The 25,960-nt window shown below is 31.5% G+C and carries 26 protein-coding genes, 1 pseudogene and 1 riboswitch; of the genes and pseudogenes, 21 read left to right on the top strand and 6 right to left on the bottom strand.

Going from position 1 to position 25,960, the window contains the following annotated elements; genetic code table 4:
* Nucleotides 1–25 precede the first annotated feature (25 nt).
* The 4 genes from nrdE to G319_RS09155 form a co-directional block, all read right to left on the bottom strand.
* The gene (nrdE, locus tag G319_RS0101655) at nucleotides 26–2,167 is read right to left on the bottom strand and encodes a class 1b ribonucleoside-diphosphate reductase subunit alpha (RefSeq protein WP_026389394.1); all 2,142 of its coding nucleotides are present in this window, start codon (nucleotides 2,165–2,167) and stop codon (nucleotides 26–28) included.
* The gene (gene nrdI, locus G319_RS0101650) at nucleotides 2,157–2,603 is read right to left on the bottom strand and encodes a class Ib ribonucleoside-diphosphate reductase assembly flavoprotein NrdI (protein ID WP_280123363.1); all 447 of its coding nucleotides are present in this window, start codon (nucleotides 2,601–2,603) and stop codon (nucleotides 2,157–2,159) included. Before nrdI ends, nrdE begins: the two co-directional genes overlap by 11 nt.
* A 1-nt stretch (nucleotide 2,604) precedes the next feature.
* On the bottom strand, nucleotides 2,605–3,627 hold the full coding sequence (gene nrdF / locus G319_RS0101645; protein ID WP_084514126.1) for a class 1b ribonucleoside-diphosphate reductase subunit beta: 1,023 nt from the start codon (nucleotides 3,625–3,627) through the stop codon (nucleotides 2,605–2,607).
* A 90-nt stretch (nucleotides 3,628–3,717) separates the two neighbouring features.
* Nucleotides 3,718–3,781, bottom strand: a riboswitch (nucleoside riboswitch).
* Between the two features lie 245 nt (nucleotides 3,782–4,026).
* The gene (locus tag G319_RS09155) at nucleotides 4,027–4,575 is read right to left on the bottom strand and encodes a hypothetical protein (RefSeq protein WP_026389391.1); all 549 of its coding nucleotides are present in this window, start codon (nucleotides 4,573–4,575) and stop codon (nucleotides 4,027–4,029) included.
* A 117-nt stretch (nucleotides 4,576–4,692) separates the two neighbouring features.
* Here G319_RS09155 and G319_RS0101635 point away from each other — a divergent pair, with 117 nt between their 5' ends.
* The 17 genes and pseudogenes from G319_RS0101635 to G319_RS0101555 all read left to right on the top strand — a co-directional run bounded on the left by G319_RS0101635 (nucleotide 4,693) and on the right by G319_RS0101555 (nucleotide 19,260).
* On the top strand, nucleotides 4,693–5,922 hold the full coding sequence (locus G319_RS0101635) for a serine hydroxymethyltransferase (protein ID WP_026389390.1): 1,230 nt from the start codon (nucleotides 4,693–4,695) through the stop codon (nucleotides 5,920–5,922).
* Between the two features lie 82 nt (nucleotides 5,923–6,004).
* Complete coding sequence (gene upp, locus G319_RS0101630; RefSeq protein WP_026389389.1) at nucleotides 6,005–6,628, top strand: uracil phosphoribosyltransferase; 624 nt, start codon at nucleotides 6,005–6,007, stop codon at nucleotides 6,626–6,628.
* Between the two features lie 298 nt (nucleotides 6,629–6,926).
* On the top strand, nucleotides 6,927–7,379 hold the full coding sequence (locus G319_RS09150) for an MG406 family protein (protein ID WP_026389388.1): 453 nt from the start codon (nucleotides 6,927–6,929) through the stop codon (nucleotides 7,377–7,379).
* A gap of 35 nt (nucleotides 7,380–7,414) precedes the next feature.
* The gene (locus tag G319_RS04605) at nucleotides 7,415–8,311 is read left to right on the top strand and encodes a F0F1 ATP synthase subunit A (RefSeq protein ID WP_051350854.1); all 897 of its coding nucleotides are present in this window, start codon (nucleotides 7,415–7,417) and stop codon (nucleotides 8,309–8,311) included.
* Nucleotides 8,312–8,330: 19 nt separating this feature from the next.
* Nucleotides 8,331–8,648 (top strand): ATP synthase F0 subunit C, encoded by a 318-nt coding sequence (gene atpE, locus G319_RS0101615; RefSeq protein ID WP_026389387.1) that lies wholly within the window; start codon nucleotides 8,331–8,333, stop codon nucleotides 8,646–8,648.
* Nucleotides 8,649–8,692: 44 nt separating this feature from the next.
* A complete protein-coding gene (atpF, locus tag G319_RS0101610; protein WP_026389386.1) occupies nucleotides 8,693–9,241 on the top strand; it encodes a F0F1 ATP synthase subunit B in 549 nt (182 codons plus the stop codon).
* 1 nt (nucleotide 9,242) lies between these two features.
* On the top strand, nucleotides 9,243–9,797 hold the full coding sequence (locus tag G319_RS0101605) for a F0F1 ATP synthase subunit delta (protein ID WP_026389385.1): 555 nt from the start codon (nucleotides 9,243–9,245) through the stop codon (nucleotides 9,795–9,797).
* 15 nt (nucleotides 9,798–9,812) lie between these two features.
* Nucleotides 9,813–11,390 carry a F0F1 ATP synthase subunit alpha gene (gene atpA / locus G319_RS0101600; protein WP_026389384.1) on the top strand — a complete coding sequence of 526 codons (1,578 nt, stop codon included), beginning with the start codon at nucleotides 9,813–9,815 and terminating at the stop codon, nucleotides 11,388–11,390.
* A 4-nt stretch (nucleotides 11,391–11,394) separates the two neighbouring features.
* Nucleotides 11,395–12,240, top strand: a complete 846-nt coding sequence (gene atpG, locus G319_RS0101595) for an ATP synthase F1 subunit gamma (protein ID WP_026389383.1) — start codon at nucleotides 11,395–11,397, stop codon at nucleotides 12,238–12,240.
* A gap of 14 nt (nucleotides 12,241–12,254) precedes the next feature.
* Nucleotides 12,255–13,694: a F0F1 ATP synthase subunit beta gene (gene atpD / locus G319_RS04600; protein WP_051350853.1), complete on the top strand. Its 1,440-nt coding sequence runs from the start codon at nucleotides 12,255–12,257 to the stop codon at nucleotides 13,692–13,694.
* Nucleotides 13,695–13,713: 19 nt separating this feature from the next.
* Nucleotides 13,714–14,013, top strand: coding sequence for a FoF1 ATP synthase subunit delta/epsilon (locus tag G319_RS0101585; RefSeq protein ID WP_026389382.1), 300 nt, complete (start codon nucleotides 13,714–13,716; stop codon nucleotides 14,011–14,013).
* 1,058 nt (nucleotides 14,014–15,071) lie between these two features.
* Nucleotides 15,072–15,278: a hypothetical protein gene (locus G319_RS0101580; protein WP_026389381.1), complete on the top strand. Its 207-nt coding sequence runs from the start codon at nucleotides 15,072–15,074 to the stop codon at nucleotides 15,276–15,278.
* Between the two features lie 171 nt (nucleotides 15,279–15,449).
* Complete coding sequence (locus G319_RS0101575; protein ID WP_156902658.1) at nucleotides 15,450–15,827, top strand: hypothetical protein; 378 nt, start codon at nucleotides 15,450–15,452, stop codon at nucleotides 15,825–15,827.
* A 461-nt stretch (nucleotides 15,828–16,288) separates the two neighbouring features.
* On the top strand, nucleotides 16,289–16,474 hold the full coding sequence (locus tag G319_RS09145; RefSeq protein ID WP_026389379.1) for a hypothetical protein: 186 nt from the start codon (nucleotides 16,289–16,291) through the stop codon (nucleotides 16,472–16,474).
* Between the two features lie 167 nt (nucleotides 16,475–16,641).
* Nucleotides 16,642–17,220: an FMN-dependent NADH-azoreductase gene (locus G319_RS0101565; protein ID WP_026389378.1), complete on the top strand. Its 579-nt coding sequence runs from the start codon at nucleotides 16,642–16,644 to the stop codon at nucleotides 17,218–17,220.
* A 164-nt stretch (nucleotides 17,221–17,384) separates the two neighbouring features.
* Nucleotides 17,385–18,475: pseudogene (aguA, locus tag G319_RS04595) on the top strand (agmatine deiminase).
* A gap of 185 nt (nucleotides 18,476–18,660) precedes the next feature.
* On the top strand, nucleotides 18,661–19,260 hold the full coding sequence (locus G319_RS0101555) for an FMN-dependent NADH-azoreductase (protein WP_026389377.1): 600 nt from the start codon (nucleotides 18,661–18,663) through the stop codon (nucleotides 19,258–19,260).
* 31 nt (nucleotides 19,261–19,291) lie between these two features.
* On the opposite strand, the gene G319_RS09140 is transcribed toward G319_RS0101555, so the two are convergent.
* Together G319_RS09140 and G319_RS09135 are read right to left on the bottom strand one after the other, a co-directional pair.
* On the bottom strand, nucleotides 19,292–20,515 hold the full coding sequence (locus tag G319_RS09140) for a hypothetical protein (protein ID WP_026389376.1): 1,224 nt from the start codon (nucleotides 20,513–20,515) through the stop codon (nucleotides 19,292–19,294).
* Nucleotides 20,516–20,723: 208 nt separating this feature from the next.
* Nucleotides 20,724–22,025, bottom strand: a complete 1,302-nt coding sequence (locus tag G319_RS09135) for a hypothetical protein (RefSeq protein WP_026389375.1) — start codon at nucleotides 22,023–22,025, stop codon at nucleotides 20,724–20,726.
* A gap of 185 nt (nucleotides 22,026–22,210) precedes the next feature.
* On the opposite strand from G319_RS09135, the gene G319_RS09130 reads away from it, so the two are divergent.
* From G319_RS09130 to G319_RS09115, 4 genes are all read left to right on the top strand, one after another.
* Nucleotides 22,211–23,674, top strand: coding sequence for a phosphatase PAP2 family protein (locus tag G319_RS09130; RefSeq protein WP_026389374.1), 1,464 nt, complete (start codon nucleotides 22,211–22,213; stop codon nucleotides 23,672–23,674).
* Between the two features lie 8 nt (nucleotides 23,675–23,682).
* Entirely contained in the window at nucleotides 23,683–24,036 is a 354-nt protein-coding gene (locus G319_RS09125; RefSeq protein WP_026389373.1) for a hypothetical protein, read from the top strand.
* A 128-nt stretch (nucleotides 24,037–24,164) separates the two neighbouring features.
* A complete protein-coding gene (locus G319_RS09120; RefSeq protein ID WP_026389372.1) occupies nucleotides 24,165–24,995 on the top strand; it encodes a hypothetical protein in 831 nt (276 codons plus the stop codon).
* Between the two features lies 1 nt (nucleotide 24,996).
* On the top strand, nucleotides 24,997–25,866 hold the full coding sequence (locus G319_RS09115; RefSeq protein WP_026389371.1) for a hypothetical protein: 870 nt from the start codon (nucleotides 24,997–24,999) through the stop codon (nucleotides 25,864–25,866).
* The last annotated feature ends 94 nt before the right edge of the window (nucleotides 25,867–25,960 follow it).

Here is a 25,960-nt window from a genome sequence, read left to right as displayed (position 1 = left end):
TCTTTGATGAGTTACTTTTTTTGTGTTATAGAACGCAAGCATCACATTCGTAGTTTTCACTATTTTCTAGTATGTCTTGTCTAATGCGAACATAGTAAATAGTTCCAACACCCGTAGAGAAAGCTCTTATATAGGCCTTATTTAAGTCCCTGGTAGTTGCTTTGTCCGTCATGAATAGAGTTAAAGCAATTCCTTGATCAATATGTTGTTGTGCTGTGGCTGCAATATCGATAATTGGATCAGGACCCATTTCAAATGCACCAAGAGCGTAATAGCCCATATTATCAAAATTAATCTTGTAAGATGGAACGTATACTCTACCAAGTTTTCCTTCTTTGCGTGTTTCAATTGGTGCTACAACTGGTTGTATTCCTGGAGTGCAAGAAGATAGATAACTAATAGAGCCGGTTGGAGCAATTGCCATCAAATGTGAATTTGCTAAACCATCTTTCTTAATTTTCTCAACAAGTTTTTTTCAGTCGGATTGTGTGGGTATATTAATTTGGTATTTGCTGAACAAGTCCCTAATTGTCTCGGTTTCAAATGTTCATTTATTTTCATCACAATTAGTATATTTCTCGAAGTATTCGCCAGTTTCATATTTAGAACCTTTAAAGTTTTTGAATTTTCCGAATTTCAAAGCTAATTTATGAGAAGAAAGATAAGCGTGATATGCCATTGTGTAGAAAAACATATTAGTAAAATCTATAGCTTCTTTAGAATTGTAGTTAATAAAGTTAGTTGCTAAAAACCCATGAAGGTTCATGGCCCCAAGTCCTATTGCATGATTATTGGCATTTCCATTTTCTATTGAAGGTGCACTATCAAAACCAGCCATTCTTGAAACGTGGTCAAGAGCGGTTATTGAGTCTAATATAAGATCTGGGAAAGAAGAACCACTTTCCATTGCCTTAGCGATATTTAAACTTCCTAAATTACAACAAACATCTTCGCCTTTCTTTGTAAAATTTAGATCTGTTGAAAACTCGCTAGGTGTATTTGGTTGTAGGATTTCGCTGCAAAGGTTACTCATAATGATTCTATCGTTGAATGCATTATTAGCATTAACAGTATCGTCGAACATTAAATATGGATACCCACTCTCAAAATGTAGTTCAGCTATTTTGTTAAATAGCTTTCTAGCATCGATTAATGTCTTTTTGATTTCTGGGTTATTAACAAGATTGTGATATTCATCAGTTATTGAAATATCAGACATTGGTTTACCATAAACTTTATTAATGTCATAGGGACTAAATAAAGCAACTGGTTCATTCCTTTTTGCAAGTTCAAAAAGAATATTGGTCATAACAATTCCTAGCGAAAGTGACTTGATTCGAACTTTTTCATCAGCATTTTCTTTTTTTGTATCCAAGAACTCAAGTATATCAGGGTGATGAACATTTAAATAAACTGCACCAGCTCCTTGTCTTTGTCCTAATTGATCGGCATATGAGAATGAATCTTCTAATATTTTCATAATAGGGATAACTCCACGTGCTAAATTCTTAATATTTTTAATCGGTGCTCCGATTTCTCTAACATTAGTTAGGCACAAAGCTACTCCACCACCACGTTTAGAAAGTTGTAGTGAGGTTGTGATAGCTCTACCAATTGATTCCATATTATCTTCAACTCTAAGTAAGTAGCAAGAAACATACTCTCCGCGTTGCTTCTTACCAGCATTCAAAAAAGTGGGTGTAGCTGGTTGAAAACGACCAATCATAATTTGCTTAATGAGATTTTTGGCATATTCAAAATTACCATCGGCTAAAAATAGGGCATTCATTAATACACGATGTTGATAGTCCTCAAGATATTGTGAACCATCGTTATTTTTTAAGCAATATGAGTTAAAGAATTTTAGAGCTCCAATAAAACTTGGGAATTCAAAATTAAAACTCTCGGCGTACTTTAGAAGTTCATCAATTTGTTTGATTTCGTATTTACCAACGATTTCATCATCGTAGTATTTATTTTCAATTAAATATTTAAAACGCTCTTTGGTACTTTCGAATTTTTTCATTCTTGGATTTACATGATTTTTATAATAACTTTTGGCGGCTTCAACATCTAGGTGAAAGTTATCTGTACCTTTACCTAAAAGTTTAGACATGGCATTTAACCTTACGTATTCTTCGTTTGTATCATTTATATTATTTTTCATTTTTCTCTCCTTGTTGATTTCAATGTTCGATAATTTTTCTCTTAATTTCTTTTTTGTCGTGTTCAGTTCCTAATAATTCAAATTGGTGTAAAAGGGGAACTGATAATTTTTTTGAGATTATTGGTCCTGCAATTGCAAAAGTATTACCAAAATTGGTGTTACCTGATGAAATTACCCCGCAACAAAAATCTCTATTATTTTTATTATTTAAAAACTTAATTACTTGTTTGGGCACTGAACCTTCATAGTCATCGCCACCACCACCATATGTTGGTGTAAACAAAATATAGGGTACATTCACCATTAGTTCTTCTTCTATATCGCATGGAATTCTTGAATTAGCTAAATCTAATTTTTGGATGAAACGGTGGGTATTATTTGAAATTGATGAGTAGTAAACTACATGAATGGGAAACTCATTTAGATTTTCAATCATATTAAAATTCTCAATCTTCATCTTCGGTTTGTTCAAGTACACCCATTACATAGCTTGATCCATTTCCTGAAAAGAAATCATGATTCTCATCTGCTCTAGCTGATAATTGAGAAAAAATTTCAGGTTCAATTTTAGTTTCTTCTGGTGTGAAGGGTGATTCATAACCCAGATTTTGTAAAAACTTACCTGCGTTATATACACTAAAACGAATTGCATCTTCTACTATTCCAAATCCATCATAAAGTTCTCTTAAATATTCTTTTTCCAAATCAATTAATTCATACATTAAATCAAAAACAAATTTTTTAATTTCTGTCTGTCTTTCTAAACTTAAATTTTCGATTTTTCTTTGAAATTTATATCCACTGTAATAATTGTGGATAACCTTGTCACGTAATATCAAACGAATAATATCTGAAGTATTTGTAAGCTTACCCCTTGCAGCGAAATAGAATGGTAAATAAAATCCTCCATATAACAAGAAACCCGGCATTAGCGCTGCAGCTACCTTAGATTTAATAGGGTCTCCACATTCGTAATAGGGAATCAATGCTTGTGCTCTTTTTTGTAGACTATCTGTGTCGACAACTCACTCATGAGCTTCTTCAATTTGATCTGTTGAACAAAGAGTTGAAAAGATGGTTCCATAACTTCTTGCGTGAACTCCAACCATAAACGCAAAGTTTGCATAAACAACTTGTTCGTGATCTGTAAGTGAATTCTTGATTTGTGCAATATCGCAAACTGTTGCTTGAATTGTATCTAACAATGTTAATCCTGTGAAAGTTCTGGTAATTAGTTGTTGTCATTCGGGAGAAAGACTTCTTCATGACATGATATCATTTGATACTGGTATCTTTTCGGGCAATCAAAAGTTTTGATTAACTCTAGTTCATACTTCTAAATCTTTTTCGTCATCTAGATGATTTCAGTTAACAGAACGCATCTTACCTTTGAACCCATTCATGGCGTATTCGATAGGGGATACTGAGTTAACGTAATATTCCTTTTTATTTTCTTTCATTATGCTCCTTTAAATTTCTTTATTGATTTTTAATCTTTAAATAGAAACTCATAGGGCGACATTTTGGGTTAAAAAAATATCATAGACATAACTTATAGTCCCAAGATTGGTCAAGGGGTGGAGACAGTAGCCCATTATGCTACCCTATATAAGTTTCCATTTGGTTTCATTATAGAGCAACAAGACAAGTCCCAAATCAACTAATAAAATTTTCTAATCTGAAAATGTTTTTGGAAATTTTCTTTTTTTATTGTTGGGTTTTTGTGGATAAAACAAAATACTTTAAGTGCTATATAGGGTTTTGATTTTTTCGGTTTTCTAGTTTCTTTTTTTATATTTATTTTTTTATTTCGCTTTTGGAAATTTTCGAATAAAAAAAGAACCCGAAGGTTCTTAAAACTATTTCAACTCTTTTTGAGCTTCTCTTAATTCATCGATGTGTGATAAAAGCTTTTCTAGCTTTTTCATCTCTTTAACATTTCTCTTTATTTCAATTTCGATTGTTTTGATAATCGGCTTTGTCATTTCTGGTAATGTAACCGCTCTATCCAAAGATTCATTACGCTCAGAAAGTTCAACAATCCTAAAAATAGGATTTAGGAATTTGTTGTGTTTTCTTTCGCTTCTTGCTCAGTTAATTGATCTAACAATAAATGTAATAACAAGAGGAGTCAGTGCCATGTTGATTGAAACGAATAATTCTCAACCATCAGCAAAATTGAAAAGAATTCAATTTGAAGCTAATGTTCCAATTGCGATACTTATGAAAGATACCGTTACGATTGTTACCCAGTTTACTTGCGACTTTATACGATAGAACCTTACTACGTTTTTGTCGATGTTTTTAATATTGTAGTACTTAGCGAACATGATGTATGAAAAACCAATTGCCGCTGGTACTACTAGAGCTACGATTGCAGCTAAAAAAATTGCGTCTAATGTGTTCATTTAATTTCTCCCAATTAATAAAATTATACCAATTTTAGTTATTTTATAATTATGTGTGGAAGTTTAATTTTTAAATGTAAAATTATTAGAGGTATAAATAATGGAGGGCTAAATATTATGAATAACAAAATTAGAGAAGCATTAAATAATGAATTGAAAAGACAACAATCACATATTGAATTAATCGCATCTGAAAATTATGTTTCAGAAGCTGTTTTAGAAATTAATGGTTCTATCTTTACAAATAAATATGCAGAAGGATATCCTGGTAAACGTTACTATGGTGGATGTGAATTTATTGATGAAGTTGAAACAATGGGAATTGAATTAGCTAAAAAAATCTTTAAAGCAGATCATGCCAACTTACAACCTCACTCAGGTTCACAAGCAAATGAAGCTGCTTATAGAGCGGTATTGCAAGCTGGAGATAAAATTGTCTCAATGAGCTTAGCTGCTGGAGGACACTTAACACATGGTTACCCAATTAACTTTTCTGGAGGGTTATATGATTTTGCGTTCTACGGAGTTAACAAAGAAACTGAAGAAATTGATTTCGTCGAAGTTGAAAAAGTAGTTATGGAACACCAACCAAAATTAATCGTTTGTGGTGCAAGTGCCTACTCAAGAACAATTGATTTCAAAAAATTCAAAGAAATCGCTGATAAAGTTGGAGCATTACTAATGGTTGATATGGCTCACATTGCTGGATTAGTTGCAGCGGGAGTTCACCCAAACCCAATGGAATATGCTGATATTGTTACAACAACAACTCACAAGACATTACGTGGAGCTCGTGGTGGAATAATCTTATGTAAAGAAGAATTTGCTAAGAAAGTTGATTCAGCAGTTTTCCCAGGAACACAAGGTGGACCTTTAGAAAACCAAATTGCTGGTAAAGTACAAGCTTTAGTTGAAGTTGATACTCCAGAATTTGTTGAATATGCAAAACAAATTGTTAAAAATGCTCAAGCATTTGCAAAAGCATTAGAAGATAATGGGATGCGTGTTGTTGCTGGTGGAACTGATAATCACTTAATTAACTTAGAAGTTAAGAGTGCTTTTGGTATTACTGGAAGAAAAGCTGAACAAATTTTAGAATCAATTGGAATTGTTACAAACAAAAACTTAATTCCATTTGATGAAGAAACACCATTTAGAACATCAGGAATCAGAGTTGGAACTCCAGCAATGACTACTCGTGGATTTAAAGAAGAAGAGTTTATTAAAGTTGGTGAAATCATTGCCAGTGCTTTTAAAGACCAATCAGAAGATAACTTAAACAAATTATCAAAAGAAGTATTAGCCCTATGTGATAAATTCCCAATTTATCCAAATTTAAAATATTAATTTTAGCAACCCTTTTGGGTTGCTTTTCTTAGGTATTTTATTTAGTATATGTATTAATGAAAACATAAAAGGAGAACAAAATATGTCATTTACAGAACTTAAACACCCACTTATCACAGATAAGTTAACAAGAATGAGAAGAGAAGATACTTCATCTAAAGACTTTAGAGAAAACTTAAACGAAATCGCCCAATTAATGGTTTATGAAATTTGTAGAGATGTACCATTAGTTGCCGGAGAAATTACAACACCAGTTCAAAAAACAATTGGTTATACAGTAGAACAACCAATTGTCTTAGTGCCAATCTTAAGAGCTGGTATCGGAATGTTAGAAGGTATCCAAAAATTAATCCCAACTGCAAGAATTGCTCACGTTGGTCTATACCGCGATGAAGAAACACTTGAGATTCACCAATACTTTGCAAAAACTACTAAAGATATCGATAAAAGCTATACATTAATCGTTGATCCAATGTTAGCAACAGGTGGAAGCGCCATCAAAGCGATTGATATTGTTAAAGAATGAGGTGCAAAAGATATTAAGTTTGTTTGTTTAGTAGCTGTTCCTGAAGGATTAAAAGCTTTACAAGCAGTTCACCCTGACGTTGAAGTATATGCGGCTTCATTGGACGAAAAACTAAATGAAAAAGGATACATTGTTCCTGGTTTAGGTGATGCTGGAGATAGAATTTTCGGTACAAAATAAATTCCACTTTTTCTCCAAAAAGTGTAAAATAGTTTTAAGATGAGAATTTAGGTGGTTGCCAAATTATGCCACCAGTTTCTATAAGTTAAAAATAATACAATAAATTCTTATCTCGACGACTTTATATCTATCATTAATTCGTTAGTCATGGATATTTAAAAATTAGAAAAAACTACCACATGGTAGTTTTTTTATTGGAAAATTTTTACTAAAAAGTCGATTATTTAAGAAATAATGGAAATAAAAATTAGTAGGAGTAAAATTATATTTAATGGAATAACATAGCGATGAGGTGCGCATGAGTATAGAAAAACAAGTAAAAAAGGTTATTAAACCCGGGGTTAAAGTTATCCTTGGTTTTTCAATAATAAGTCTAATATCTCTAATTGTTTTAGTGGTCTTGGTTGGTACTAAAACAATTGGGTGAAATTCGTTTATGAAAGATTCAGAAGAATCATTCAATTATGGTTGAAACTGAATTAGTGGTTGAGTTCTTGGTGAACTTGTCGTGCTAATTTCTGCTTTCATTATTCTAAAGGCTGTAAAGTTTTTAGTTAAATATGAAAATCACATCTTTTACTTTTTTATGTATGTACTTCGTGTTGGCCTTTATGGTATTCCATTTCTATTAGCGTTTTTAATCCCGAGTCATCCATTTCATTTTGGAGGAATACTAATTGGTTTAATACCATTGGTGATCCTTCCGTACTTGAATGGTTTTCTACTTAAAAAGGAAGTTAAAAACAATTAAAACTAATAGAAGAATAGAAAAGGAGGGAGAAGTAAATGTTTCTTTCACTATCTGAAGAAATAAGCGATAATGCGTGAAAATTATCCGGACAATTATCCGGAATTGTTCTTACAACAATTATTATTTCTACACTATGTATTGTTTATAACGTCAAGATTCGTGGTCACAAAGAAGGAGAAAAGCTAAGTGGTTTCTTAGTCCTAGTTGAAATGTTTATTACATCAGTTGAAAACTTAGTTGTTTCAATTATGGGTAAAAAATATCGAAAATTAACACCATATGCAATGTATATTATGTTGTACATCATTATTGGTTCATTACTTTCAATGCTAGGAATCGAAGCTCCCGCTACTTCTTATACAGTTACTCTGTCAATGGGATTTGTAACGTTTATCACAATCTATTACTTTGGTTTCAAATACCAAAAATTAGCTTACTTTAAACGTTTCAAAAACCCAATTGAATTGTTCACACAATTCACTCCCTTGCTTTCAATATCATTCCGTTTATTCGGGAACTTATTGGGAGGGTCAATTATTCTTGGTTTACTATATGCAATGTTCATTGGTATGCAAGCTAGTTGATCTGGTGGTGGAACAGCGGTTGAAGGTCATAGTTGACCCAACTGAGATATGTGAAACATGGATGCTGGAGAAGATGCCTGAAAAGCTCAATATATTTATTGATGATCAGGAATCAATATCTTTACCACAGTTATCACTCCATTCCTGCACATGTACTTCGATATATTCGATGCAGTTGTTCAATCAATTGTATTCGTAATGTTAACAATGTCATACTGAGCAGAGGCCATGGGTGATCAATCAGAAATTGAAGATGTTCAAGAAACATCTCGTTCAAGATCTCAAAGAGAAGTAAAATTCGTTGAGTTAAAAACAAAAGTTAAAAATAGAAGAGCTCAAAGAGCTTAATTAAACAAGGAGAAAAAATATGTTATTTACAGATATTATGGCAAACTTATTTGCTAACTACTTTATGTCATTTGCAACAATCATGCCTAACTTAATGGCTGAAGGTGCATCAACTGGTGAAGGATTAAAATTCCTAGGAGCTGGTATCTCATCATTAGGAATGTTAGGAGCTGGAATTGGTCAAGGACAAATTGGTCAAGGAGCATGTATGGCAATCGGAAGAAACCCAGAAATGGCTTCAAAAATTACTTCAACAATGATTATTGCTGCAGGGATTGCTGAATCAGGAGCTATCTACGCATTAGTTATCGCTATTCTTTTAGTATTCGTTGCTTAATAGACTAGCACCAAAATTAAAAAAAAAGAAAGAAGGTAACAAGTATGGTATCAAATTTTGTTAATTTATTAGCTGAAGAAGTCTCTGTACCAGGGATTCCTGAAATTATGGGTCAATTATTCCCAAACTTACCAAACTTTATTGCTCACGTATTAGCAACTATTGTTATTGTTATTATTCTTTCTAAGTTGGTTTATAAACCATTTAGAAAAGCTATAGACAATAGAAGAGCTAAAATTAATGAACTACTTGATGATGTTGTTATGAAACAAACATTAGCTAATAAGGATCGCAAAGAAGCTGAATCTTTATTAAAAGATGCTAAAACTGAATCAGTAGTTATTGTTAAAAACGCTCGTGTTGATGCTGATGCTCAAAGATCTCAAATTATTGAGAATGCGACATCTGAAGCAACAAATATTCAAAATCACGCTAAAAACTCTATTGAAAGAGAAAAAGCAAAAGCTCAAGAAGAAATCAAACAAACAATCATTGATGTTGCATTTACAGCTGCATCACACGTATTAAAATCAGAAATTGATGAGAAGAAAAATAAGGCTCTTGTAGAAGACTTTATTGATAACTTAGATTAATATGATTTTAAAAGAAATAGTTTTAGAAAACTGAGCAACAGCTTTAAAAAATATCGCTGTTGAATTAGATAAAGTTGATGACTTTATTGAGCAAAGTAATGCTTTGGTTGAAGTATTACACGATAAAAATGAATTTGTTAAAATTCTAACAATTAAAAATGACGTATTGACTGAAAAACAAAGAGTTAACATCATTGATGAGACTTTTGGTCAATTTGGTTTTGATGAAAATATCATCAACGCTATGAAAATTTTAGTAGAAATGGAAGCATTCCAAAACGCTCGTAAAATTTTTAAATACTTAAGAAGGGATTTGGTCGATCTACACCATTTAACTTATGGAGTTGTTTGATCAACAATCGAATTGGAAGAAAAACAAATTACAGCTATTGAGTCAAAAATAGAAACAAAAATTGGTAAACCAGTTAAGTTAGTAAACAAACTAGATGAAAACTTAATAGGTGGGGTACAAGTTATTGTTGATAATCAAATCTTTGATGGAACAATCAAAGGTAAGTTGGACTCAATGAGATATGAAACACTAAAAAATAAATAATGGAGGTTAAATAATATGGCTTTAAATATTAAAGAAATCTCTGAAGTAATTGAAAAACAAATCAAGAACTACGGTAAAGAAGTAGTTGAATCTGAACAAGGTTCAATCTTAACTGTTGGGGATGGAGTTGCTTTAATTTACGGATTAGATAAAGCTATGATGGGTGAACTTTTAATCTTCCCAAATGACTTTTATGGAATGGTTCTTAACCTTGAAGAAGGTGCAGTTGGAGCAGTTATCCTTGGGGATACTACTTTAATTAAAGAAGGAGATACTGTTAAACGTTCTGGGAAAGTTGTTGAAACACCCGTTGGAGACGCTATGATCGGACGTGTTGTTAATGCTCTTGGTATCGCAATCGATGATGCTGGACCATTAAAAACAGATAAAAATAGACCTGTAGAAAAAATTGCTACAGGAGTTATGGCTCGTAAATCGGTTTCTGAACCATTAGAAACTGGTATCTTAGCAATTGACGCTGCTATTCCAATTGGAAAAGGGCAACGTGAGTTAATTATTGGGGATAGACAAACAGGTAAAACTGCTATTGCCATCGATGCAATCATTAACCAAAAAGGTAAAAATGTAAAATGTATTTACGTTTCAATCGGACAAAAAGATTCAACAATTGCACAAGTTATTGAAAAACTTAAAAAACATGGTGCAATGGAATATACAACTATTGTTAATGCCGGGGCAGCTGATCCAGCTCCCTTACAATACTTAGCTCCATATACTGGAGTTACTATTGCTGAAGAATGAATGGAAAATGGAGAAGACGTTTTAATTGTTTATGATGATTTATCAAAACATGCGGTAGCATACCGTGAAATGTCTCTTCTATTGAGAAGACCACCAGGTCGTGAAGCTTACCCTGGGGACGTATTCTACCTACACTCACGTTTATTAGAACGTGCTGCACGTGTTAATGAAAATTATGGTGGTGGTTCAATTACTGCCTTACCAATCGTTGAAACACAAGCTGGAGATATCTCTGCTTATGTTCCAACTAACATCATTTCTATTACTGATGGACAAATCTTCTTATCAGGAGAATTATTCATGTCAGGAATTAGACCAGCTGTTAACATTGGACCATCAGTTTCACGTGTTGGGGGTGCTGCTCAAATTAAATCAGTTAAACAAATGGGTGGAACTCTTAAATTAGAATTAGCTCAATACTATGAATTAGAAGCATTCTCAAAATTTGGTTCAGATTTAGATGAATCAACAAAATCTACATTAGATCACGGGGCTAGAATTATTCAATTATTAGTCCAAAGACAATACACACCTTTAAAACAAGTTGATGAAGCAATTTTATTACTTGCAATTAAATCACACTTAATCAAATGATTACCAGTTGATGCAATGCAAGACTTAAAAATGGAAATTGTTAACCACTTTACAAAAGATGCGGTTGCTAAAAAACTACGTGCTGAATTAGATAAAAAACAAGAATGAAATGATAACTTAACAGCAGCTATCACAGCTGAAATTGGGAAAGTTGTTATTAAAATGACAAAAGCTATTCAAGACTACAAACCAGAAGCATACGGTACAAAAGAAGAATTTGCAAAACTAGGTAAATAGTCTTATGGCTAACCTTAGTAAATTAAAAGCTGAAATCGAATCAATTAATGACATTGGTAAAATTACCAATGCTATGCAATTGGTGGCTTCTGCAAAATTACGCCGTATTGGTAAAAGAGTAGTTGAAACTCAAGAATATGTTAAAGAAGTTTACACTGTTTTCAATGACATTATTAAACAAACTGAACAATCAATATTCTTAAAAGAGTCAGATCAAGATATCAAAAAGACTCTTTGAGTAGTAGTTAACTCAAATCTTGGTTTATGTGGAGGATACAACAATAACGTTAACAAAATCGTTTTAAGTGAAATTAAATCAAATGATGAAATTTATGCGATTGGAACTAAAGCTGTATCATTCTACAAAAACAGAAAAATCAAAATCAGAGATCAAAGAACTGACGTTGATATCACATTCACAAATGAGCAAGCTCGTTCAATGGGAAATGACATTATGTCATATTACACAAGCGGAGAATTTGATGAAATAAAACTTGTTTATACTAAATTTATAAACAACGTAACATTTGAAGCAACACCTTTAAGATTGTTCCCAATCATTAAAGATAAAGAAGTAGCTAAAGTTAAATCTGAAGTTCTATTTGAACCAAGTGCTGAAGTTATCTTAGAAACATCAGTAAACTTATATTTAAACACTGTTCTTTTCGGAACAATTGTTGAATCACAAGTTTCTGAACAAGCTTCAAGAAGAGTAGCTATGGAAAATGCTACAAATAACGGTGAAGAACTATCTAATACAATGAGTATTAAATATAACCGTGAACGTCAAGGTGCCATTACACAAGAAATTTCAGAAATTGTGTCTGGTGCAAACGCTCAACAGAAATAATAGGAGGCAATATAATGGCTAAAAAAACAAATGCTGAATCAACAACATTAGGTAAAATCATGCAAGTTTTAGGACCTGTTGTCGATGTTAAATTTACAGAAGAGACAATGCCTATGATTTATGATGCCTTAACAGTTGATAACAATGGTGTTATGTTAACTTTAGAAGTTGAACAACACGTTGGAGATGAAGTTGTTAGAACTATTGCTATGGGTCCCACAGATGGATTAACTCGTGGTTTACCAGTAACTAACACAGGATCACCAATTATGGCTCCAGTAGGAGAAGATGTTCTTGGAAGAATGTTTAACGTAACAGGAAATGCTATTGATGAAAAACCTGAATTTACAGGAAAAAGAATGCCAATTCACCGTGATGCGCCAGCATACGATGAATTAGTTACAACAGCTGAAATTCTTGAAACAGGAATTAAAGTTATTGACCTTATGGTTCCTTTCGCTAAGGGAGGGAAAATTGGATTATTCGGTGGAGCCGGAGTTGGTAAAACAGTTCTAATCCAAGAATTAATTAACAATATCGCCAAAGCTCACAGTGGGGTATCAGTTTTCGCTGGAGTTGGAGAAAGAACTCGTGAAGGAAATGACCTTTACTACGAATTCATCGAAGCTGGAGTTTTAGATAAAACTTCATTAGTATTCGGACAAATGAACGAACCACCAGGAGCACGTATGCGTGTTGCTTTAACTGGTTTAACAATTGCTGAACACTTCAGAGATGAAAAAAACATGGACGTGTTATTATTCATTGATAACATTTTCAGATTTACACAAGCAGGATCAGAAGTGTCTGCTCTACTAGGACGTATGCCGTCAGCTGTAGGGTACCAACCAACTCTTTCTACAGAAATGGGAGCATTACAAGAAAGAATTACTTCAACTAAGAAAGGATCAATTACTTCAGTTCAAGCAGTATACGTACCAGCTGATGACTTAACCGATCCAGCTCCTGCTACAACATTTGCCCACTTAGATGGACGTATTGTTCTTGATCGTTCAATCGCTTCATTAGGAATCTATCCAGCTGTTGACCCATTAGCGTCATCATCACGTATGTTAGATCCTGAAGTTGTTGGTGAAGAACACTATAAAGTAGCTTTAGGTGTTCAAGGAACATTACAAAAATATCAAGACCTACAATCAATCATTGCTATTTTAGGAATGGATGAATTATCAGAAGAAGATAAATTAGTGGTTTCACGTGCTCGTAAGATCCGTAACTTCTTATCGCAATCATTCTTCGTAGGGGAAAAATTCACTGGACGTCCAGGAACTTTCGTAAAAGTTGCAGATACAATTAAATCATTCAAAGCTATCTTAGATGGTGAAGTAGATGATCTTCCAGAATTAGATTTCTTATATGCTGGAACAATTGAAGATGTAATTGCTAAATCAAGTAAAGCTGCTAAACCAGCTGCTAAAAAAACTAAAAAATAATCTAAGGAGGAAATAATTTATGGGAATCAAACTTAAAGTTGTTACTCCAGATGGAATATTTATTGAAGACAAGGAAGTTGATATTGTTAACATCCAATCAGTTGATGGAGATATGGGAATCTTACAAAACATGATTCCGTTAGTAACTGCATTAAAAATTGGTACAACTACTTTTAGAGTTGGTGACAAAGTTACTCGTGTACATATGCATAGAGGACTTGTTACAGTTGATGGTAAACAATGTAAAATCATTACTGAAAGATTATATTTAGTAGATGAACAAGGTCGTAAAATAGATACGCCACAAAAATTAGTCTAATCAAAGAACCGCAAGGTTCTTTTTCATTTGAGCAAACAAAAACCTGACTCTTGTCAGGTTTAAGATCTCTTGTGATTTTCAAATATTATTTATCTAGGATTACTATAATCTACTTCATTAGATTATAGCCAGTATTAGAAAAATCATTATTAAGATAGCAAAAATGATTTCCATGCCCCTCCGGTTAAGAAGTGCGTTGGTTAATACAAAAATTACTTTATATTGTCCATTAGAACCTCCGCTAATAAATGGCGCTTTCCTCTAAACAAAATTTGTGGATAAGTTGTTTTTGAGGAAAACTATAATATGCTGCCTAGAACTTTCTTTATCTTATCAAGATATCTAAAAACAGCAATTCATTAAAAAATTTGAAAATCCAAATTTAGGATATTTGAATTTATGTGCTATTATTAAGTTGTGGATAAGTTGTTTAGAGAAAACTAAATATTTTAAAGACAACTTTTGAAGTTGTCTTTTTATTTAACCTTTTGTATTAAAGATTGGTACAACTACTTTTAGAGTTGGCTGCAAGATTACTCGTGTATATATGCATAGAGAACTTGTCACAGTTGAAGGTAAACAATGAAAAATAATTACTGAAAGATTATTTTTTCATTTAAAAATAATGATCAACAAAACTGACAAAAAGAGATAACATTATATTGTGAAGATAAACTATATTCAATAGTCTATCTTTCATTTTGCCCTAGAGGCACGTACCCTTTCATAATTTATGAGAGGTGTTTAAAATAAAAAAAGAGCAAAAGCTCTTTTTTTATTTGTAGAGGGGCTCCACTGTTACCGCGGTACACCTTTATATATGAATATTTGAATCATAATCCTAAACAATAGTGTGATCACAAAGAATCTCATCTAATTTAATGTTATCTTTAAAACCAAGGAAAATCAATAACTTCATTTCCGGGCCTTGAATACAGAAAAGGTGAGTCAATTTTGAGACTTCAAAAATATACAACTAACATTATTTTTTTTATTTATTAAACTTTTTACACTTATTGGTGTAATTTTAAATATAATAAATTTAAATGAGGTATTTTATGGAAAAATTGATTGGACTAGTTTCTGCAGATGCTTTGATTTTATTAGTCGGTTTGACTCGCATTTATACTTCTGATGACACACCCAAAACGAATCAATTATTCGAAAAAGTTTTAGGTAAAAAGGAAAAAAAATATTGAAAAACTATCCAAGTGATGCCTCATCAAAAAATAAGATATTTTCTGTTTTTTTGGAAGGGTCTTTAGATAATGATGCTCTCTAATATAGAAAATTATAAGACGGAAAAAGAAAATAGATTAAAAACTTTAAGAGGGGCATTGATTTGGTTTTTTCTAATATTTGTTATTTCCATCATTGTCTGCGCTTTGGTTTATAAAAAATTTAATACAGCTGTGCTTGTGCTTAGTATAATTTCATTGTTGTTGCTATTATATATATTACTGTTACTAATTATTGAATCATTGTTAAAAAGAGGTTATGAAGTTGATCACAAAACAAATAAAGTTATTGATAGGAAATTAGCAATATTATTAATAATATTTAATAGCAAAAAAGTATTTAATGAATATGTTTCGGATAGAAGTCGCTTTTTATACATGACAGAAGAGCTGGCAGCTCAATTATCAAAAATGGTAGATCAATTGCCGGCATTATTCTTAATCGCAGTTCTTCCGTTTCTTTTCGCAATTGTTTGAATAATAAAACTTCCGTTCTGATTTATTATAAAGAAAAACGATAGAAAATTTATTGCTGAATTTGTGGAAAATAGAGATCGCAACCTCATCGAAGCCTAGCATAAAAACACTCTCACATCTTATATAGTGTTGACTTGTCAAGAGGTTGTTTAAGAAAAGTTAAATATTTTAAAAAGACAATTTTTGAAGTTGTCTTTTTATTTACCCATTGATTAAACCCTCCCATAGGTATTACCCAAAATTACACAGGAGTATTTGTAAAAATGTTTTTGAATTACAGATCAATAGGGAGAAACAAAAACTGTTTTAAGGACATTAGAGCCTCGTTATTGATGAATTAACACGTTATTTAGACAAGAAGGCATGAAACTTATTAGAATCGCTTTAAAGAACATAAAAAGCCCTTAACTTATTTTCCATTTTTGTGTCTTCCAAATTATTCGAATGACGCCGTCTAAAACATACTCACTTAACTTTTAAAAACATAAAGTAGTTTTTTAAAAAGAGCATCTGGCTCTTTTTTTATTGGTTGATGTTATTATTTAATTAAAGGTGATTATATGGATAGAAAAGAACATAATAGATACGCGAAAAAAGTTAATAAAAAAGTTCGTAATGCAAAAGCCGAAAAAGAATTAACTTTTTGAGGGAAATTTTCTCGTAGAGTACTACTTGGAGCGGGATTATTTGTAGCTTTAGGAATTGTTGTCTTTGCAGTTTTAATGATAATTAGAGCAGTAAATTAATTTGTGGTAAAAGACTTAATCTATTTTGATTAAGTCTTTTTTTAATTTCTGAATGATAGTTACCCTAAAGTGCCTACTTGTTTTTTTATTTGGCAAGAATAAGATATTAATATAGGAAAATGAGATATTCATCAATAACCTATATTAATTACGAAGAGGTAACAATTATGAAAAAAGTATTAGTATTAACAGGATCAGCAAATACAGCTGAAAATTCTAGATCAATCGAATTATTAAACGTATTCTTAGAAGAATACAAAACATTGAATCCAAATGATGAAATTACAGTTATGGATTTAAATAACGAACCAATGGCCCATATGACATTAAGTGCTAACAACATGGGTGAATTCTACAATGAAGAAAATGCAATGAAGTACATTGCACAATTAAAAGAAATGGATAAATTAATCATTTCAGCACCAATGCATAACTACAAAATTACAGGACTATTAGGAAATTACTTAGATCACATTATGGTTCCTAATATGGCATTCTCATACAAATTTGCTGAAAAAGGAATGGCTAAAGGGTTATTAGATAACTTGAAAGTTCAAATCTTAGCAACTCAAGGTTCTCCATTAGAAAATTACCCATGAGCAAATAATGCTGAGTGATTAAAAAATGTTTGAGAATTTGTTGGATCAGAAGTAAATGACACAATCTTATTAGAGGGTCTAGATACACCAGCAAATAATGGTAAATCAGCTAAAGAATTAGTTTCTACAAAAATCGAAGAAATTTAAAATGTTGCTGCAAAATTTTAATTTAAAACAAAGAAATAATAAAAAATCTCGTAAGGGATTTTTTATTATTTTATAGTATTAAAATGCCTTAAATTAATGCTTTTATCCCTTCCTTTTTTATTTAAAGGATGTATTCTAATTTTGAAGAATGAAGAGGTAAACTTATGAAAAAAATAATAAATAGCACACCAAGAAAAGACGGGTTTTGAATGCCTGGTGAAACTGAACAACATAAAGGTACATGAATGATTTGACCCGAAAACACACTTAACTGACCAGGAGGTGGAAAACCTGCCCAGAGAACATTTGCCAAAATTGCAAACACAATAGTGAAATATGAACCTTTGACTATGATTGTTAGTGCAGAACAATTTGATAACGCGAGAGCGAGACTGGATTATAGAATCAAGTTGGTGGAAATGAAAACAAATGATGCTTGAGCACGTGATACAGGTCTTACATATTTGAAAAATTCAAAAGGAGAAATAAGAGCTGTTGATTGAATTTTCAATGGATGAGGGGGAGCTGGAAATGGTGTTACTATTTCTTGTGAACTAGATGACAAAATAGCTAGAAAAATGGCCGAAATTGCAGGTGCTGATTACTATCGAGCAAACTTCGTTTTAGAAGGTGGTTCAATTCACGTTGATGGCGAGGGTACTTTATATACTACTGAAGAATGTTTATTAAATAAAAACCGTAATCCGCATTTGACAAAATTAGAAATTGAGTCTAATTTAAAGGAATATCTGGGAGTTGAAAAAGTTATTTGATTACCGTTGGGTGTTTTCAATGATGAAACTAACGGACACATTGATAACATGTTACACGTAGTTGAACCAGGACATGTTGTCCTGACTTGAACATACGATATAAAGGATCCGCAATATAAAATTAGTTCATTAGCATTAAAAATATTAGAAAACCAAACAGATGCTAAAGGAAGAAAAATTAAAGTAACTAAATTACTCCAACCAACAACAATGCACTACACAAAAGAAGAGGTGGATGAAATAGATTACACTAATGGCCAAAGGTTAAGAGATTATGAAGCTAGACTTCCTGGTTCTTATGCCAATTTCTATATTATTAATGGAGCTGTAATTTTACCAATTTTTGATAATGAAAACGATCAAAATGCAATTGACGTTATTTCTAAATTATTTCCCGATAGAGTAGTTGAACCAATTCTTGCTAGAGAAGTTCTACTAGGTGGGGAAATATTCACTGTATAACTCAAAATGAGGTTAAATAAGCAAAATAATGTATAAATAACTTACAAAAATAAGATAAAATTACTTTTGTAAGTTAGTTACTCCGTGACCCTTACTTATAATCATTTAAATATGATCAATTCAAAATACTAAATTAATTTAATATTAAATACTAAACCTGATTTAGTATTTTGTCTATATTCATTAACAATAAGGAGAACTCAATATGAGCAAAGTATTAGTAATAACAGGGACAATTAATAGTCCAGAAAATTCAAGATCTCTTGAATTAACAAAAGTATTCTTAGAAGAATACAAAGCATTAAATCCAAATGATGAAATCACAATCATGGATTTAAATAATGAACCAATGGCTGAAATAGCACTAACAAATAAAAACATTGGTGATTTTTATACTGAGGAAAATTCATTTAAATATATCAATCAATTAAAATCAATGGACAAATTGATTGTAGCCGTGCCAATGCATAACTTAACAGTAAGTGGAATGTTTAAGAATTACTTAGATCACATCTTCGTACCTGAAATGACATTCTCATACAAACAAATGGAAAACGGTATCCCTAAAGGTTTATTAAGTAATCTTAAAGTTCAAATTCTTGCAACTGCTGGAACTGCTGAAGGGGTCTATCCATTCGCTAACATGAAGGACTGATTAGTTGGGACATTCAAATGATTAGGAACTGAAGTTAACACACCAATTTGATTATCTGGAGCTGACGCATTTGAAAATATGGGTAAAACAAAAGAAGAACTAGTCGAAGCAATTAAAGAAGAAATCATTGCTGTTGCTAAAACATTTTAATAAAAGAAAAACTTCTCTTACGAGAAGTTTTTTAAATTTTTGGAACTTTGATATGTCCGAAGTTGTATATATGCTCGGAAAGCGTAAGAGATTCAACAGCAAAAAATGCTGGTGTTGAATCTTGCAAGTAGACTCTAAAATCTTTATTGTAAATTAGTTTAATTCCGTGCATCTCTTTAAAACTTGATATTACATAATTTGCAACTTCTTGTTCACTTGATTTTGAAGTTAAACCATGATTTTCAATCCCACTTCAAAGACCTGTTAAATTTATTCTTTTGTATCCCGGAAACTTAAATGTAATTCCTAATTCGTTGCTATCAACTGTTTCTCTTTTTCCGTCACCATAAATTAAATCAAAACTACCTTGTATTGCTATCTCGTTGTCGATGAAATAATTTGCATTAAAATCTTCTTCTGAGACATCTAATTTTATGTCATAATAGAAAGCGCCTGTAATTGCACCTAAATATTTGGCTAAATTCATTTCTATTATTTCCTTAACGAAAAGGGATTCAATATCGTAGTACGTATACATAACATCGTCATCCTCTGAAATGAAATTATAATCAGTAAAAGTTGATGGTATAAATCATCTAAAGTCTTCAATCCCAATAAGTTTGGGAACAAACTTACCAGCACTTTCTCAAAGTGGTGGTAGTTCTCAATCCATCGGGTGTTGAATAGTATATGTATACTCGACACCATGTTCTAGAAGTCTGTCCAAAATTTCATATTTATTAGCGAAATCTATTGAGATATTAAAATCATTCATATTCTCATATCAATCAGGGCGCTCCTTCAACATTTTAACCACTTCTATATCCATAGCTATAGTATAGTAATAACCGTATAAAGAACGAACATATTCGGCTTCTGATTCACTGAAATTATAACCATCATACAGTTCGGATAATGCGTTCGGATCGATAATATCTCATTTTTCAATGACAGCCAAAGCATCTAAAGCTTCTTGTAATTTAAGTGTCATGCTGTCAACAATTTCTTGTGTTACATCTTCTTCACTGACTATAACTTTTGATGCATCCTTAATAACATTTAGGTTTAGAAAACTTTTATTTGTATATAACGTAATTTCTAAATCCTCAGCTTTTTTAATTAATGCCTCAAGTTGACCCTTATCTACTTGATTGGCGTTTTGATTAATCTTGTTTGTAATTGCTAGTACGGATAAAGGAGATGCAAATAGCAAACCCCCTGCCAAAACTATCGTCACTTTTTTTCAATTTTTCATTTTATACCTCTTATATCGTTGCTCGATATCATGCAAATTATAATAATCTCAAATGAAACTTTTAAGGGTTTTTTAAGCCCTTTCATTAATGGGAAGTCACTAATTAGTTATTTATTATTTTATTAAAATTGTTTATTGTTTTCTTTTAAAAAATAAAAAACTCCCCAAAAGGGAGCCTAAGTTTTCTTTAGGTATAATTGGTAAATTATTACGCCGATCTCATTGGAGCAATATCTCTAATATATTGTGATTTATTATTTGCATAGAATGTAATGTTGCGTTGTGATGATGATGATCCATTTTCTCATGGGTCTCTCATCACAAAATCCACACCATCAACTACATCAAATCCACTTACTTCTTTGATGTATGTTTTAAATCTTTCTTTAATTTCTTCAGTAGTATCTTCTAATGTGTAACTGAAATCTGGATTATCCAATAAAAACTGTAGTGAAAGAAGATTTGTTTCTTTAAAATTAACTGATAAATTTTCTTCAGCTAGATCTACTGTATAAAGAATTGCTTCCTCATCAGTATTTATGTCAGTGTATAAATAATTTAGTGATCCCGCAAGTGGAATAGAATTATTCGCAAGATATTCGAAAGTTTTATTTTCTTCAGTGATGTCAAATACAAGTTCTTGACCATCTTCATAACTTTCTTCTATTAGAACAGTTCCTAAGAATTTAAATGCATTTATTTCTGATGTCATGAATAGTAAATCTTGCATAGTTCTATTTAATGTTTCGTCAATTTCCTTTCCTTTATAAAGGTAAAAGTAATTAGAAATTGATTCCGATATTGTGAAATGGCTATCTTCCATTTCTAAGAATTTGGGTGCTATTTTATTTACTCCTCGTTTTAACTCAGATGGTATAAAATTCTCACCAATAGAATCCATTTCATCACTTACATCGTTAATTGTGTATTCATACTCTACACCATTGGCAAGAATTTCTTCAAAAGTACTATAATGATTTGGAATAGAAATTTCTACAACGTTATAAAAATCAGGAGTTGCGTACCCGAAAGGCGCCATTCCGTTTTCGTCAATGAATCTTTCAAACTCATACAGTCTAAGAACGCTTCATTCTAAATTAGCGTAAAAATTATCAACAAATCCTTGTTCATCAGCAAGAATGTCTATTCCTATAGCTGAGTTAGTTAAGATAGTGGGATCAATGAAATCAAAAATTTCAATTACAGATAATGCATCAATTGCACCTTGTAATTCAACTACCATCTTGTCTACAACATCTTGAGTTGCTAATTGATCGTCGTAAATTTCAACAGCTTTAATATTAGTCTGATGTAATGCCACCAAAGTCTTGTTTGTGAATTTATTTTTATTTACCTCATTAGATTCTTTAATAAGTTTAGCTAATTTTGTTTTGTCAACACCTACAACACCAGCGTCTTGTTTTTGTTGACTAATTAATAGAGCAGTTAACGGAGCTGCGGCCAGAAGAACACTTAGTGAGATAAGTGCACCTTTTTTTCAGTTTTTCATTTCGTACCTCTTTTTTTATTTTTTAATATTAATTAGATTATAAATTTTAGAAGAGGTTAGATGGTTCAAGAAAACGTGTCTTTCCCTATTGGAAAGTTATTGGAAAATACTTTTTTTATTAATTTTTATCAAAACAAAAAGACCTAATTTGGTTAAGTTATAATTAAACAGTGAAAGAGGTAGTTATGAAGAAATATAAACCACATTTTTGATGAGCATCACCTCTAATTACATTAGCTACGATAGCTTTGATAGGTTTCATTACCGTGTCATTTAATGGTTGAGATGACAAAGCTACAATGTGAATGGCTAAAGGTATGGAATACAAATTTATAAAGTATTTCGTAATATTCTATTTTGATATGGGAGAACAAGAAATTTACCCATTACTTTTAACGGCCGTTTTTATAATTATTGAATCTTTTTTTGCTTACAAAAAAACTAAAACCAACTCTTTTATTAAGCGTAATGAAAATCTGATTTGGCTATTTTACATAGTCATGATGGCTCTTTGATTACTCATGAAAATAATGGGTCTGATAAATATTGCAGATCAGGACATGGGATGAGGGGAAGGTGTATATGTCTATTACCTTTCTAATTTAAAAGATCGTCAAATATCAAGAATAATTTTATTGGTAATTGAATCATCTATCTTAGTTGGTGTCATTTATTATTTACGATTTAAATTTTCAAAAAAACCAAATATCTTATCAGGAGAATACTGAGTTGATTCAATCAGAGTCGGTTTAATGATTTTGATTCCATATGTATTAGTGCTAACCTTGGAAGATGCTACTGGAAGAACCTATCCAGTACATGCTCATTTTGAAGATGTCGTTGGAAAAGTTACTTGGGTTCAAGACGATGCTGGTGCAATATTTTTTGATGATCAATATTGAACAGCAACTTGAATTGAATTAACTCCCGAAATGTTATCGATTTCAGGAATCGATAAAGCAACGCTTGAACAAAATGTTATTGATTCAATTAACAAACGTGAATGGGGTCCATGAGGATACTATGAGTGATATCAAGTTAACGGTAACTTCTGATCAAATCTTCAGTATTGAAAATTATTTAATATTTTCACAAAGAGTGATATTAGTAATTCACCACTTGGTTGAAGATCTACAGATTTTCCTTCTGGACATACTGTGTCAGCGTTTTCATTAGTTGGTTTCATGTTCTTTAGATTCAGAAGAAATAAAAGCACTAAATTTGATTGAAAAATTAGAACATTGTATTTTGTTTGATTAACAAATATCATTGTGATGATGTCAACACTTGTAATTGGGAGAGCACATTGAGTGAGTGATGTTTTATTTAGTTTTGTATTCTGTACACTTGTATTCTTCTTTGTTAATTGATTTGTGGAAAGAACTATCAGACTATGAATTTGTAGATTTAATCACAGATATAAAAATGAAGGCTCAAAAATCACATATATATTCAAAAACAATAAAATAATTTTTTATGTTAATCATTATGGTTTTGAATGAAAAGTGAGAACAATCAAATTTAGTAAAAATAACATAGATAAAACAATTTTGAAAATCAATAAAAACACTATCAAATACAAAGCGGATCAAAGTGAGTTAAAATATATTTACAAAGAGTTGAAAACTAGAAAAGCTTTTTGTAAATAAGGAGATATATGAATATCAATGATAACTTAAAATTAGCAAAACAAATGGCAGTCGATACCTTCAATGATCTTAATGAATTCTTTTATACTACAACAGATAATAATATGGCTTATAACGTCAAAAATGGCCCATTATTTACTTTCGAACACATAATTAAAGGATTTACTCAATTAGAAGAAGAAAACTTCACAGGTGACTGATTTTATCAAATAAATATTATTGTAAATGATGCTATTAGTTTAGAAAACGAAGCAATGTTAAAAGCTGGTGCACCACAAGGTGCTATTAATCAAGCAATAACTACTAGAACACAAGGGATTCAAATGTATAAACAGGCACTAAAAGAGAATGGTTTTAAATAAAAAAGGGGTTTCAACCCTTTTTTATTTGGACTTTCCACTATGGAAAATGGTTATTTATGATAGGTTTTTTATTGTTATAAAATTTATAATTAAACAATATCAAAGTGAAATTATATTGGGAGATTGAAATGAAAAAATTATTATTAGCTTTAACTGGTTTGGCTATTTTGGCGGCACCAGCTATCACATTTGGTGCTATAGCTCTTAGCACAAGTTCGAAACCTGAAAACCCAGGTGTGGAACCAGAGGTACCAAATGTAGTAAAAGAAGATATTTCAAAAGTTATTTTTGATGCGATTTACGTTGGTGATGAAATTCCTTTTGATTTAATTGACAGTGTTTTGAAAAAACTTAATAAGAATGTAACTTTGGACATAGACTACTATATCTTTGGTGACACAAAAGTTGTAGGAAACATTAACATAATAGCAAATGATAATTCTAAATTATTAAGTGGGGAAACAGCAATAGAAGTCCTAGAAGTTGAAACTGGAGACATGTTTACTGAACTAGATACTATTTGAGATTGATCAAAAGAAGAATTGGTAAATGGACTTAATCAAAGACTTGATAGTTTAGGAGATATATCAGAAGATGCTGTTGAATGATACTATAGAGTTTTCTTTCAAGAGTTCAATGGGGTATTGGCTTCTGGTGAAAAATTAGTACACAATTTCGCAACCGAAGCAGTAGAAACTAAATTCAACTTCTTATTGGAATGACAATTGTTCAATACTGTTTTAGTTGAAAAATTCAACGAAATCATACCTATGGATGCTAGAGAAACTGTATCATATACAAATGAATTTGAAGAGCCTTTAAACCTGGTTTTACCAGATATTATGAAGATGGTAATTAATGAACATTCTGAACCAATCGACGATATGGGAAGTGATTTCACTGATAAGACAAAGGCATTAATTTATAAAATAAAAGAACTAACTTGAGGGAGAAATTAATATGAAAAAACTATTATTTATTCTAGGTGGTTTATTATTAATATCAACACCAGTTGCAGTAATTGCTACTACTAATTCTTCAAAAGGTAATGTTGAAGAAAAACCGGGTCATCCAAGTAATCCCGAAAATCCAGAAGAGGGCACTGATCCCGAAAATCCTGGAGAAGGTAACGAAACTGAAAATCCAGAGGAAGGTCAAGAACAAAAAACAGATATTTCAAGTATTTTAATTCCTGAAATATTTGTCTATGACGAAATTCCAAATGAGACTATTCAAAACGCCATTTCTGAATTGAGTTCAAAAGCGGTGATTGATATTGACTTTGAAATCTTAGGTTCAACTGATTACGAAGGACAATTATTGGTAAAAGCAACCAAAACTTCAACTCTTATAAAAGGTAAATTTTTAGTGGAAGTTGTTTCTAAACCGCCTGTCTTAATAGATCTTGACGGTAAAGATTTAGACTATAAAAAGAGTAAAATTGATGAATTAGCTGAAATAACTAATACATATACTTGAACAAGCATTCAAAGAGTTTCTCTAATTGCTGTTGGTATGGATCCTACAAATATTGATCCAGGGAAGATTGTTGTTGATTTCAAGGATCCATTCTATGCCAAACATATTACTAATATGGTAAATCAATTCTATCTTTTTGAAAGTTATGGTCAAGAAGCTGGGGAGTACTATATCGGTAGCTCTGATGAAGATAAAAAATTAGCTGAATCCATTTATGTTGGAGACAAAGTATTTGTCGAAGCATTTATACCAATGAAAAAGCTGGCTGAAGCAGTACCGGGCTTATTTATAGATGGGCAAGCAGAAATTATTATAGAGTGTTATGAAAAACTTCTTGAATTAGCTGGATAATTATATGTTGTAATTGTGTTAGTATTTAATTTAATTAAATATCAATTTTGATAAAAATAGTAAAAATAATTATGAATTTTTAACATCAAAAATC

Origin of the sequence: Tullyiplasma multilocale ATCC 49900 (genome assembly GCF_000483165.1) — a bacterium.
Classification (GTDB): Bacteria; Bacillota_I; Bacilli_A; order Mycoplasmatales; family Mycoplasmataceae; genus Tullyiplasma; species Tullyiplasma multilocale.
Note: the sequence above shows the minus strand (reverse complement) of the source record. Positions and strands in the feature narration are given on the sequence as shown.